Origin of the sequence: Natronosalvus amylolyticus, assembly GCF_024298845.1 — an archaeon.
GTDB lineage: Archaea > Halobacteriota > Halobacteria > Halobacteriales > Natrialbaceae > Natronosalvus > Natronosalvus amylolyticus.
The window spans coordinates 3,052,502-3,065,975 of the sequence record NZ_CP101156.1 but is presented as its reverse complement, the minus strand read 5'-3'; the positions used below and the strand labels follow the sequence as shown (position 1 = coordinate 3,065,975).

General features: G+C 51.6%; 10 protein-coding genes. 6 read left to right on the top strand and 4 right to left on the bottom strand.

From position 1 onward, the window contains the following. Window positions 1-4: 4 nt before the first annotated feature. From NLK60_RS14310 to NLK60_RS14300, 3 genes are all read right to left on the bottom strand, one after another. Window positions 5-3,817 (bottom strand): helicase-related protein, encoded by a 3,813-nt coding sequence (locus NLK60_RS14310; protein ID WP_254808452.1) that lies wholly within the window; start codon window positions 3,815-3,817, stop codon window positions 5-7. 129 nt (window positions 3,818-3,946) lie between these two features. Next, entirely contained in the window at window positions 3,947-5,107 is a 1,161-nt protein-coding gene (locus tag NLK60_RS14305) for a type I restriction enzyme HsdR N-terminal domain-containing protein (protein ID WP_254808451.1), read from the bottom strand. 731 nt (window positions 5,108-5,838) lie between these two features. After that, complete coding sequence (locus NLK60_RS14300) at window positions 5,839-6,540, bottom strand: helix-hairpin-helix domain-containing protein (RefSeq protein WP_254808450.1); 702 nt, start codon at window positions 6,538-6,540, stop codon at window positions 5,839-5,841. Between the two features lie 460 nt (window positions 6,541-7,000). Here NLK60_RS14300 and NLK60_RS14295 point away from each other — a divergent pair, with 460 nt between their 5' ends. The 6 genes from NLK60_RS14295 to NLK60_RS19555 all read left to right on the top strand — a co-directional run bounded on the left by NLK60_RS14295 (window position 7,001) and on the right by NLK60_RS19555 (window position 10,589). Further along, entirely contained in the window at window positions 7,001-7,546 is a 546-nt protein-coding gene (locus NLK60_RS14295; protein WP_254808449.1) for a hypothetical protein, read from the top strand. A gap of 409 nt (window positions 7,547-7,955) precedes the next feature. Then, complete coding sequence (locus tag NLK60_RS14290) at window positions 7,956-8,684, top strand: recombinase family protein (RefSeq protein ID WP_254808448.1); 729 nt, start codon at window positions 7,956-7,958, stop codon at window positions 8,682-8,684. Between the two features lie 55 nt (window positions 8,685-8,739). Next, window positions 8,740-8,934: a DUF8139 family protein gene (locus NLK60_RS19810; protein ID WP_484555224.1), complete on the top strand. Its 195-nt coding sequence runs from the start codon at window positions 8,740-8,742 to the stop codon at window positions 8,932-8,934. A gap of 402 nt (window positions 8,935-9,336) precedes the next feature. Further along, window positions 9,337-9,771: a hypothetical protein gene (locus NLK60_RS14285; protein WP_254808447.1), complete on the top strand. Its 435-nt coding sequence runs from the start codon at window positions 9,337-9,339 to the stop codon at window positions 9,769-9,771. Window positions 9,772-10,028: 257 nt separating this feature from the next. Next, the gene (locus NLK60_RS14280) at window positions 10,029-10,364 is read left to right on the top strand and encodes a hypothetical protein (protein WP_254808446.1); all 336 of its coding nucleotides are present in this window, start codon (window positions 10,029-10,031) and stop codon (window positions 10,362-10,364) included. Window positions 10,365-10,466: 102 nt separating this feature from the next. After that, entirely contained in the window at window positions 10,467-10,589 is a 123-nt protein-coding gene (locus NLK60_RS19555; RefSeq protein WP_256530377.1) for a hypothetical protein, read from the top strand. Between the two features lie 250 nt (window positions 10,590-10,839). On the opposite strand, the gene NLK60_RS14275 is transcribed toward NLK60_RS19555, so the two are convergent. Beyond that, complete coding sequence (locus tag NLK60_RS14275; RefSeq protein ID WP_254808445.1) at window positions 10,840-13,470, bottom strand: phage NrS-1 polymerase family protein; 2,631 nt, start codon at window positions 13,468-13,470, stop codon at window positions 10,840-10,842. Window positions 13,471-13,474 lie beyond the last annotated feature (4 nt).

Here is a 13,474-nt window from a genome sequence, read left to right as displayed (position 1 = left end):
CTAATCAAGACCCGATAATACCCCAGCAGATAAGGTCTGCGTGTACCTTACTCTCACCGACTAACGTCTCCTGATACTCGGTAGACGCTTCGATGTTCTCCCCGAGGAAGACTTCAAGCGTTTCGAGGAACTCGATGGGCGGCCAGTCCGGGAACGATTCGTACTCCTTGTGGTGCCGGAACGTCTCCCGGAGAATCCTGTCCTCGTCGGTGTTCCCGAGTTTCACGTTCTTCAGCCGACTGTGAAGGTCGTCCGCCCACTCACCTATCGTCTCATATTCCTCGTGTGAGCAGGGGTCGTCCCCGAAGTTCGGCTGGATGTAGTATGAGATGAAGTCTAGAATCGTCTCCTGCTCCTTTGAATAGGAATCGCCCTGCTTGAACGCACCCTCAACCTGTCCTTCACGTATCGCTTCGAGCCGGTCGTCGAGTACCTCCTCAATCTCTTCGCGGTTCGTCAGCACGTGGTCGGTATTCCCCGAAACCGGCTCACCCTCGACAGATGGGCTGATTGAGAGCGTTTGCACGGACCGTTCTTTCACGTCATCGCTAAACGGCTTGTAGTAGAACGCCCGACGTACCCGTCCGAGCGGAGCGTTCTCGTCTTCATTGTCGAACCAGAGGTGTGCGAGCCCGAACAAACCGGGGCGCGGTCCCTTGTCGTGGTTGATGGCGTTCGTGTAGAGGAACTCCCGCTCGTCTGGTGGGTCGTCGAAAAAATCCTCAGCGTACTCAAAGTCGTCAGTCGTGAGCCCGTACTCCTCGTTTAACTCGCGTTTGAGCAGGAAGCGGTCGTACGCGGCCTCTTCATTACTCCCAGCATTTCGCAGGAGCGGGTTTTTCGAGGTGTCGTCAAGTTCATTCACGTCAGAAACCTCGCGAGACTTCCGTAGCGAGTCCTCGATTTCCTCGACCTCCAGTTCCCCGATGGTCTTCTGCGTCTCGACGCCCGCCTTCTCCAGAATCTGGTCCTCGTTCGGGTCGAGGATGTTGTTCTCCTTCCCGACGATGAGCGCGATATCGTTGATTTTCGCTTGCAGTCGCTTCAGCAGCTTAATGGCCGCCTCGATGTCCCCGTCGGGGTAGAAGTTGTGGACGTGCTTCTCCGCCGTACTCCCGATGCGGTCAATACGACCGACGCGCTGGACGATGCGCATTGGGTTCCACGGCAAGTCGTAGTTGACTGCGACTTGAACGTCCTGCAGGTTTACGCCCTCGCTGAGCGTGTCGGTCGCGACGACGTACTGAAGTTCAGTTTCGTCCGACTCTGCGAGCGTACTCTGATACCCGGATGCTTGCGGCGCGAACCGCTGAATGATGTCTTGCTTGTTCTCATCGCCGCCTTTCACGACCGCGCTGTTCTCCGCCGTCAACGGTGAGTCCGGGTTGTCGCGGAGCGTCCGATACACGTAGTCGGCGGTTCCTCGATACTGGGTAAAGATGAGGACTTTCTTATCGTGACTCTGGAGGACGTTTGCGAGGCGGTCGATTTTCGGGTCGCGGAACTCGCGCAGGGAGAACACAGCCTCGTAGAAGTCCCGAGTCGCGGAGTCTACTTCCGTCAGGTCGCTCCTCGGGTACAGGATGGGATTCATCTCTTCCTCCGGTACGTCGGGGAGTGTGCCCGCGTTGTGGTCGTGGAGCCACTGTCGTACCGTGACTGCGTGGTCACTTACGTCTCCAGTGTCCCGTGCCACATCCCCGATGAACTGCGTGAGGAAGTGCGCGAGCAGCGTCAGGTCCTCGCGGATGTAGGTCTTGACCTCCCCAACAGTCGCGTCTACCAGTTCGTCCTGCGTCTCCGATTCACCCTCATCAGCACGCACGGCGGTCGAGTCGAAGCCGAATTCTTCGAGCGTCTGTTCGAGGTCTTCGGCGGCGTCCTTCCCTTCAACGAAGTCGTCGATGGTTGCAGGGGCTTCTCCATCCTGTACCGCACGGAGCATTTCGATGTCTTCGTCTTCAGGCAGGTCCTCCAGCAGACCGAGCAGTCGCCGCTCACTCTGGTGCAATGTTTCGATGGACTGCACGAACGCGTATGTTGAGGATTCCAGTCGCTTGAGGAGGTTCAGTTTGTAGAGGGCTTTGAGTGTACTCCCTGCCTTCGGGTTCTTCACCGTGATGTGCGGGAGATGGAGTGCGTCCATTACGTCGGGGAGCATCCGGTAGATTGGCTGGTAGGCGGGCGGCAGTGAGTACTGTTCCTTGTTGAGTTTCGGTGGTTTGAAACTCATCTCGAAGTCCTCGTCGTCCCGAATCAGGTCCTTGACATGCTTGCGCGTCCGCAGAACCATTACTTCGTTGAGGATGTTCGAGATTTCTTTCGACTGGCGCTGCAACTGCTCGGTGATTTGTTGCTGCTTCTCGTCGGAGACCTCCTCTTTGCCAGCGGCGATGCGCTTGCGCGTCTCCGCGAGTTCGATGTACTCGTCGAAAGCGTCGAAGTCAAGTGAGGCCTTGTTGCGAATCTCCTCCGGGCTCGTAAACAGGCTGATGAGGTTCTTCAGGTCGGTAGCGCTGTTGTTGATGGGCGTCGCGGTCAGCATAATCATCGTTTTTCCACGCAACTGACGGAGGTTCGCGTGCCGCCGCGTCCCCTTGTAGTCGTCATCGTGGTCGGGGTTCGGTCGCCACTTCCCAAAGTTACGGAAGCGGTGGGCCTCGTCGATGAGCAGCACGTCGAAGTCGTCGCGGAGTTCTTGAACCTCCTCGTAGGTGAGATTTTGGAACTTACTGACGCTCATCACGTCGAGGTGAGTTCCGTCCATCTCCAGCCCGAAGTAGGGATTACCGTCCTCGTCAGTCCCATCTTGGAGAAGGTCTTCCCACTGGTCAGTCAGGTTCGCGGGGACGATGAGGAGACAGCGGTCACCGCGCTGTCGATAGTCGTAGAGGAGTTCACCACCGATGAACGACTTCCCGAGCCCAACAGAGTCCGAGATGATACAGCCGTCGTACTGGGAAAGTTTCTCACGTGCGCTCTCGTAGCCGAGTTTCTGGAAATAGTATAGCGGGCTGTCTCGGGCACTGACGTTGCCGCTGAGTTCGTCGTATGCGAGGAGTTTGTAGAGTTCGAAGGGTTCGAGATAGGTTCCGAGTTCTTCGTCGTCAGGCCCACCATCGGACGTTTTCTTTTCTTGCTTCTCCTTCCACTCCTTGTACTGGTCGCTGTTCTCGATGATGCGGATGATTTCTTCGGAGAATTCCTCGGCGTTCGCCCACTGATTATCGTACCACTCTTCGAACTTTTGGGTCTGGTAGCGGTCTTGGCTGGTGAGGTTGAGTTCGATGTTATTCCGATGGCCGCTTGCCGAGAAGTTTGAGGAACCGACGATAGTTGCGCAGGCACGTGTATCCTCTTCGTCCTCTGACGGGGGGCCCTCATCCTCTTCAAGTGGGGCGCGGAACGCTGCCCCCTTCGCGTGAAAATACCCGTTCTCGGGGTTTCGAACACGGACTTCAACGATTCCCTCCGCGACAAACTCTCGAAGCCGGTTGAGTCGTCCGAGTTGCGCGTTGTTCAGACTCTCGATGTCGTCCTTAAGTTCCTGTTTGAACGCTTCCCGAAGGTTCTGTCCCTCCTCGATTTCATCGGCGGTCTGCTGGTTGGTCTGACGGCCCATGAGAATGCGAAGCGGTGCATGACCGAGTTCGTCGGGGTCGGCTAGATTGCCCAAGTCCTCCTTGTAGAGGTCGAAACCGGAGAGATAGAAGTAGCCAGTCGCGATTCGCGCCTCTTCGATTTTCGGAATAATTTTTTTGTAGACTTCTTCGAGATTTTTATTCGTGTTATCGACAAGTGGGGGGACGGAGAGCATTCTGGATACTTGGAATTCTCATCAAATCAACTTAGTCTTTCGCTGCAGTATCTGGGGATTCGCAGTTAGACCAAACTCAGAAAGGTAGGTACCCGAATACGGATAACATGGCTATAGGGACACCGCGAATCAGAGCATGTCGTCGGTCGTTTCGGCTGTCCGAAGTGCTCCGAGCGCGGAATAGCGAAGATTCTGCGGATATTTCGTCTCGTAAGGAATGGGGTCTTCCAATTCATACAGACTTTCCGGCTTAAATCGAATAATCATCTTGTCCTCCGCTATTTTCTCCCCGTCAGCATATTCTTCGATGGGACGAGATAATTCGGCTGTCTCCGGGCGAACAACATCCTTGACCGTAGCGAAGTATTTGACCTGACGCACGTCGCCGGTCACGTACATCGCCACGTATTCGAACTCGCTCCCAATGCGAACGAATCCCCATGCGTTGTTCTCCTTTAAGAACGATAGACCTGATTCCTTTGTCGGGAAAACAGCGACTTTCGCCTCATCCCCACCCTCAATTTTAGTCCGTTTGATTTGACTGACAACGTGATTATCTGTGGGTTCGACACCACCACTACCGCCACCACCTATCAGGACGTCTATACCACCGCTGTCAGCGTCTATCTCGGATTCAATATCTGCGACAAGCCTGTCAATCATCTCCTTTGTTTGTGTTTCAGCGAGTGATGAGATAGAACCGGAAACGCGGTCGGCCAGCACGTTTGAGAGTTCAACAGCCAAATCATCCTTTTTGGCTTCAAGAACCCGGCGTGCTTCTCGTAACTCGTTAATACGACCGAGTATTTTTCCGGACTCTCCCGACTCGATAGCATCTCTCTCATAGGCCTTTAGGACGGCGAGACGGCTAGGCAGGTTTCTGAGGTCTACGTCACCAACCATCTGTACGTCCACGTTGGACGCGTCCACCCGCCGTTGGAAGAAACGATATTGCTTGCCGTTCGTGAGGATACCATAGGTGACATTCTTGTTCATCATATAGGAGGACAATTGTTCGTCGTGGTCGGCAGTCAGGGCAGTGTCAGCCCCTTTTGCTTCAAGAAAGGCGACGGGTGTGCCTTCGAGAATGAGCGCGTAATCGACTTTGTATGTCCGTCCGAACGCTTCAACGGGATATTCGAGTTGTGTATTCTTCGGAATTTCCCAATCAAGAAGGTCTAAGAACTCGCGCAGAACAGCGGCCTTCGTGTTGGCTTCATCCATCTGCGGAGAGGAGTCCATGACGGCTTCAGATTGCTTCACAAACTCCTGAACTGCATTTCTATCCATCTTATCTTGCCACGTCTTACTGACAGCATATCAATCCCTGTGAACAAATCTCTCTTTTTGTTCTGAGGCAGGTTCAAATTCTGTGGTGATGTGAGCAGTTAGCCCGTTCCACTACCACGTCATTGCCAACAAACGGCGGCCTAACTAAATATAATATATTCTATTAGATAGGTCAAAATTCAATGCATGTTATATGAGTTTCAACAGAACTACATGACTATGATTCAACAAAGAGTGACAGTCATGGGAAATTGCTTTATTGGTGGCGTGCATAGAGTAGAGCGACTGAAGTCCTCGGTTGGCGTGGCGGAGGACGCCTTCCACATCCCCCGCTGGGTCCTAACAGCGTTGTTAGGACGATTCGAAGCGGTCCTGTTAGGCAGGAGGTGAAATGGCTTCATCACACACTGCAGCCTGATAGAAAGAAAGGGTGTGTATGTGTGTAAGTAATACTAGAAAACCTTCGTTAGTGTCCTGTCTATTAACGAAGAAGCGAAGAAAAGAAGCTTCGAGTAACAGGGTAAGCCGTTTCTCGCCTAACAACACTGTTAGTACGTCAAGAGTTAACACACTATGGCTGGACAACCGCCATGCTCAAGCCCAAGTATTGTTTGCTTCATTCGCTGAGGTACTCCCTTAAGAGACCCTAGTAGTTCTGCGCAATTCGGAGAAAGACTAGTATGATTTACGAGAGCAATATCGAACGATGATGGGAGCAGTGATTGAGGGTATTAACCAAATATCTCCTTCATTTCCTCTTCCAACTCCCCATGCCACTGGCTGCCAACAATATCGTGCAGGGTCCTATCTACGTATAGTTCGTAGAGTTGCTGATGATTTTCGATATCGTGTTTCAGTAGTAGATATTCCGCAGTTCGTTCGCTGATTCCTGTAAACTCAGTCAAATCCTCCTCGAACTCGATTGAGGACGTTTCCATCCAACCAATAGCAAATCCAACGGCCTCTTCAACCGTTTCTATTCCATCCTTCAGAATACGCCGCTCCTGCTTCGTCTGACGTGGATTATGGTTTTCGTCGTCTTTTGGGGGTTGAATTCCGCTCACTTCGAATGTCCATCCGTTGCCATCGCGAGTGGACTGGTTAGTGATGGTGACCGAAAAATCGGAGGGAGAGAGCCAGACGATACGGTCCCGGCTCTGGCGCTCCAACACCCATCCGTCGACATTTTCGATAACATTAACCTTGCGTAAGTCCGGTGGGTCTTTGACCTCGGACGCGGTCTGAAATCCACCGCCACTGGCTTGCTCTCTGGATATTGATATTATCTGCTCTGCCTGCTGTTCCCCGATTCCGAGAGTCGCACGCAGTTCAGCGGGACTGGCGACAGCGACCGTCATGTAATCGCTATAGCCCGCGTCCTCCATCCTCGCCGCCGTGTCCTCGTCAATGTCAAGCAGGCCAGCGTCAAACATGACAATATGTACTAAAGTAAATAACAAAATTGTTTCGAATGAGTTGACTGCTACTTGAATCTCGTTGCGCAGAACCAATTTGGACACGAAGTCCATCCCTCTACTGTCCGATTCCCCTTACCAGATGTGGATGGATGTCCGCGAATACCTCAAAATACGACGTTAGCTCTCGTCAGTACGTTGTCTGCTACTGGCCTTCCTTCGGTACATCTCACGGCAGGTAGAAGAACAGAAAATGTTCGGGCTAAACCCAGCTGATACTCCTTCCCCCGGTCCGACCCTCTTGCTACATTCGTCACAAGTTGCCATAGTGGGCGTCTATCGTTTGTGATTATGAATCTATTCTTAGAGTCGGAACGTGAGTGAGCTACTACTTGTCGGCGGACCGAGTCGGAGAACACTCCAAATACGACAGGTGGGTGCAAAACCTTTTCAACTATACATACAGTCATTCTAAGTAATGGGTACAGTACCCCCAAGAGATGACTTCATGACCCTTAGCGAATGGGTTGACGCTGCCTCTGAGAATACAGACATAGAGCGAGAAACCCTATGGGACATCGTAGAGGAGTTCAAACCCGGTGCGGGGTTGATGACCGGAGGCGAGAAGGAAGTTCAGTTATTAACTCTCCTTGAACACCATCACGAAAAATTAACTGCCGCAGGAGACAACCCCGGCCCCGCTCCTTTCATTAACGTATATTTTCCGTATGAAGGAGAGGTAGAGAGTCTATATCAATTTCAATGGGGGGCATACAACATAGTCAATCTTAACGACGAACGTGAAAAGGCATTTAGAGAACTTATTGATGACGAGGACTTAGAAATAATGATTGAAGACAAGTCCCATATCACGGCAGCAGACTACGATTGGACTCCTGAAGAAGCATTGAGAGTCTCAACCCGGGTATTGAACCATGTTTTTGGAGTTTCGCTAGAAGATGTAGAGCGAGCCGTTGAAATTGATGGTAAAACGGGCGAAGAGGTTGCTTGGACCCAAGTATAACTCGCCATCAGGATATCGGAGAACTCGTAGGAATACGACGCTATTGATTGCGAACACTAAGACTGCGAGCCCGTTTTGCGTAGCACTGGTCCAGAAACCTTACAGTAAAGGGAATAGTTCGGGGTAGCTTTGGCTGACTACTACTCAGGATATCCCGATATCTTGAGTGGGGCGGAGTAACACCTAATGTAGTGCAATAAGTAGTGCAAACCAGAGATGGCTAAATCAACTGTTTCTGTGACCGAGTATACGGTCGAAAATGAGGATGGTTCAGAACGAACCGTGACACAATATCGCACGACTGTCCCGAAAAGTATCGCTGAGGCCATGCGACTTGGGGGAGCCGAGATAAGTTGGGAGGTGAAAGGTGCTGACGCACTCCGAGTAAGCGTGAAAGAGCGTGACGACGATGAGTAAGACGGCCATCGGCTACACCCGGCTCTCCCAAACGAGCGATACCAGCATCCCGGACCAGAAACGAGAAATTCGGGACCTCGCCGACGAGCAGGGGTTCAAACTGCTTGAAATTTTTGACGACGGGCAGAAATCATCTGGGTTCGACAATGAGCGTGACCAATACCTCGAAATGCAGGCCGTCCTCGAAGACGAGGAGATTGACGTTCTCATCGTCCGCGACCGTGACCGGTTATCGAGAGACAAGCGGGAACGGTCGATGCTCTACTACGACCTTGATGAGTGGGACGTGGAGTTGTGGACAACCACTGATGGACAACGCGTCGATTTCGGCGACGACGAAAGCTGGCTCATCGAGATGATTCGAAACTATATGGACGACGTCGCCAAACGTAGAGATATCCAGAAGGCCAAACGAAAAATCAAACAGCGTGTTGAGAACGGCTACTATCAGGGACGACCGCCGACAGGAACACAGTTCGATGAGAATGGACAGTATCTCGTCCCAGACAAGAATTTCGACGCCGTACTTCGCGTTCTCAGCATGCGAGCCCGGGGATATTCGTACTCAGAGACGGAGGAAGAGACGGGAATCGCACAGGGAACCATCGCGAACATCATGGACCGACAGGACGAATATATCGAACTTGGACTCGCATACGGATATGATGTTGACGGCCTGCTTAACGAAGACGATGAGTCAGAGGAGACTGTCGTCGCCTAACCCGTGCGTATTCTTCTCACTGAGGTTTAAATGAGAAAACGCAGGGAGCAACTGTATGCACCGCTTTGCACGTGGTGAACGCGTCCGTATCGATATTCCAGATGAAACACCCCCTCATCACAAGTTGCACTCCGAACACGGGATAATTATCGACATTAATGACAAGAATTCGATGGTTCGGGTTGGGTTGAAAGACCTCTGGATAACGTTTGATGCCCACCCGTGGGAATGGAGGCCATCAATCGAATAATGAAATACGGTGAAGATGAGAAGTTTGCATACATGCAAGTCTCACTCCCAGCACATCCACAGAGTCAAGATGAGCCTGCCACGTTTCCCGTGGAACTCTTCGAAGTCTACGCTATTGAAGCCACCATTAAATTATAATTATTATTTACATATATTTGGTAGCAAATTTTATAAATCAAACCCCAAACAATCCCTCCTGATTTCTTATATTATACAACTGACTATTTATGCATATTGTTGGTTCATGGTTGAGCGGGCAGAGACCCGCACGAAAGTACTGTATTTGCGTGAGGCCTAAATTCTCACAACGGATAGACAAATATAGAGCATTCATCCAAATATATGGGTTAAAACCTTCGTTCGTAAAGTTTATATCTGGATAAAGCAAACAGTTAATCACACGATGACTGAAGAAACGGATAAGCGGCTCGCGAATAGTCGACAACCGAAATCACCCGAAACCGACGCGGTCTCGCTCGAAGAGCCAATTCAGAGACTCATCTCTGAGGGGGCGGCTGCAATTGGACTCGAAAAGGAACTATCCAGTGCGAATGGGCTCTGCTTCAAAGTCTATCTACCACCGGCTACCGGTGCTACTGTTGTCGAACAGTGTGACACGGTCGAGTTCAACGGAGAGACGTATAATACTGACTGGATATTCGACATGGACGGACCAAGCTTCTTCGGTAGAGTCCCGATATACTCCGACTTCGCAATTGGGGAAATACAGCCGGGGCCCGCTAAGACAGAAGAAGTAGAGCCGGTTCCCGTTGAAGCCGGGTGGGAAAACCTTCGAGAATTCCTCCATGAGAGGGAGGAAATGGGGCATCATGAGTGAATCATCACTAGAGCCGCTCCGAGTCGGGCATCTTACAGCCACTCCGGTTTGCCAAACACGTGGCTGTGATGAGGATGCCAAATATGCGATATCCAGTCAGCACGGCCATCCAGATGAAGAGTGGAAATTCTGTGAGGACCACTTCGAAGAAGTCGATGGACGCGACCCGTATTTCCTCACGAATAAGGGGTGGACACTCCGAAAACTGTACTATCAGTGTGATGAATGCGATGAATCGATATCTCACAACGCTATAGATGGACACGACCGCCTGTGCTCGTCAACATAGGGGGCCCGCAGATTTCCAACAGATAACGCTCACAATCGATAATATCGAGGAAATTGCAAATGGTCGGAATCTCTCCAAAGTGGTTGAACTATTCGACGAAGCACTCGGTGATTCCGATATAGCGTATGTCGAATACTGGCAGAATAACCAAGAACTCGTGATGAATGTTCCATCCAACACACAAGTGAACGAACCCACCATTGCATTCATCTTAGCAAAGATGGAACGTGCAGATATCGTTCGAGAGGTGAACTCCACATTAGATAGCGACCTGTTGTGTGTCCGCTTTGTTGACAATCGATAGGTCCTTCGGACACATGTGGAAGTCATCTGCAACGATGGTGCGACCGACTAACAGCTAGAAACCGCCGAAGGCTGCCAATTCTACTTCGAAGGCTAATTCCCTGTGGTCGCCATTCGACTCCCGGATGGGCAGCCAATCAACGTAGACCTCGCGAGTGGGGAAATCTACATCGAAGGCATGGACGTCGAATACATCGACCTGCAAGAATATTTCGTGGGTGAGTAAGCATGGGTCCATGCGAGAGAATCCGATGCCGGGGCGAGACCACGGACGGAGACCAGTGCAGTACGTGGTTCGGTATCGACCGATACACTGTAGACGCCGAGGACCACTACTGCCATCATCACGAAGAGCAAGCAACCGAAGTATGACTATTATATTCAATCAAACCCATTCTATCCCTGCCAGCGCAGCCGCTATTCGAGTTCTATGTCGTACAAAGGTAATTAGTCAGTTGACGAAGGAACGTCGCATATCAGGACGTGTGGAGGTCATCTCGAACATCATCCAAGTCGATATCCAGTTTGTCCTCTATGTCCCGTGCATTCACAGCGACACAGCGATTGAGCCCCCGTGTTTGTTTGGATGCAGCAACCACGTAGCTGGTCTCGTCACTCTCCATGTCGCCAAAGCGGTCCTTGTAATCATCCGGACCCAGCAAGTCGATATCTAGATTGTGGTCCTTCAGGTATTTGGACACGGCGGGGTAGACCCGGCTGAATTTCAGACGCAGTTCCTCGCCGTCATCATCAAGGTTGACGAACGTATAGTCTCCACGTTGGGTCGTTGACTGAAGTGGGGTAAGGTCGCCGTTGTCGATGCAACGGACTACTTGCTCCATCAACTCGTCGACGTGTGTCTTACGATTCTCAACCCCTTTCTGCCCAGCAACGTATGTAATTGCGTCGTCGATGGCGTCAGTGTCTACGGCTGGTGTAGCGCCTACACGGTCGCAAAGGAGGCCGTAAACGACCATCCCGAGCTTGACCATTGCTAAAGCGTTGATGGCGAGACCTCCAACATCATCGTCGGCGAGACCTCGGACGTGGTCCTTACACTGCTCCCAGATTCCGTCGAGGTCTTCGTCGCTCGCAATCCGTTGCAGGACTTGCTCGACGGAGAATTTAGCGTGGTCATTCAGATTCAACTGTTGAATCTCAGTGAACGCTACTTGGGTCGGGGTCCCCGGGTCCGTCGTCGACCGTTGGAATTGCGTCATAATCGCTCGACGCTGCTCCGCAGACCCTTGGATTTGCTGCTCTCCCGTGATAGCCACAGGTGCCGTCAATCGATACAGATTCTCACCCATACTCTTCTGCCCTCGGGTCTCCGTACGGCCATTCGTTGCAGCACGCAGGAGTGCCTGAAAGCGGTCCAGTTTGTATGATTGGATATCTGCTGGCTTGTACTCATCATACCAGACAGGAACGTTGTTTATAGCACTCAGATGCTTGATGAGGGAGAATTTCGTCGAATCGATAGCGAACGCTGTTCCATCCGACCCGAACGCTCGAGAGACCACACGCATTGACGACGACTTACCAGACCCAGTTTCTCCAGTGATAGAGAGAATCGGAAGCTCCCCCTCAATGTCTCGGATGAGTGGGGCGAACAGAGCCGAATAGTAGTATCCGATAACTGGTATCCATCGTTTAGTGTCCCGAATTTGTGGAAGCAATTCGAGGATGTCACGCACTTCATCCTCGTTATAGTCCAAATCTTCGATTTGGATTTTCTCTGCCACGGAAGCCCCCGTATCTCGGTATACGTGCGTGTGTTCATCGTTCGGTGAGAACGTTGTCGATGGTGCCACAAACTCCCCATCATGTAACCCAATTTTCGTCGTCGACGTACGCTCTGGACTGTCTTGCCTGAGGACGACCTTTCGCAGTTCAGGGAGGTCATGGCTCGAGCCGCTGAATGATGTGCTCAGGCGAGTGCAGACCGCATCTTTGAACGAACGGGAGTCGTTGAACACCTCTGGTTTAACAGTGACTTCGAAATTCTTCCCGTTAGCAGGCCGTACTTCGAGTTTGACGTACTGTTCTCCATCCTCTCGGAGGATTTCCTTGCGAGCCAGAGTAAAGTTAGTAACCTCTCTGAACACGGGGGTGCCAACCTCATCGGTGCCAAGATGGCCGTAACAACCATCCTTGACGTTGAGGTTGATATCATCAGGCAACCCGGTGTGTCCCTGATACACATCAGTCGTGGACTGGACTGCCTTATCGATAGTCATCTCCCCATATGTCTGGTCCCCACGCTTCTCGTCCCATTTGCCACGCATGAGGTCCGATTTTCGGAACAGCGAATCCATCATATCCCGGTCACAGGCCGTCCAAAACGCCAGCTTTGAAACCAGCGCCAAATCTGCAGCCGAATGGTCCCCGGAGTGCATCGACTTATCTCCGTTCCAGAGCTTCACGAACTTCTCATCACTCGATTTTGCCTTGTTCAGAATCTCCTCTGCCGTCATCGAGACCTCTACGTCGTAAAAGCTGTCTCCTTCAGACGGCTCTTGCTCTTCACCGTAGTAGTCTGTGTAGATGGCTTGGAGGTTATCACAAGTTGTGATATCAGTAGACATAGGTTCGATGTGGTCGAATGTGAATATCGCAAACCGACCATCGACGTACACCTCGATTTCTGAGGTCTTGTCCACGTCCACCTTCTCGGCCTCCATCTTCTGCTTATGCGCATGCAGAGCTATATCCCCACGTGCGAGGATGTGATATCCAGTGCCCGATTTCGATAATTCTGTGTACGAATCCACACGGTCTATGATATCTACTGCCCAGTCCTCGACGACACCAGTCTCGGGGTTTCGGCACCCGTCGAGGTCGATGAACACAATATCTTCAGACCCATCCAGCGCAAACCCGAGGTAGTCCCCGGTGCGCTCACAGTAGCCTGATGCAGTCTGATAATCAGACCACGTGCTGCTGTCGTTGATACGGGCAGCATTGCCTGTTTCGGGATTAATTGGCATTTTGTCGGATGTGAACCCCACCCAACTAGGGTAGTTTTTGAGTGAGTCAACTAATTCCGACTCTCCTCTTGCCGATACGCCTAAACTGTCAGACTTTGTATTATTGATTGCGAACATACTT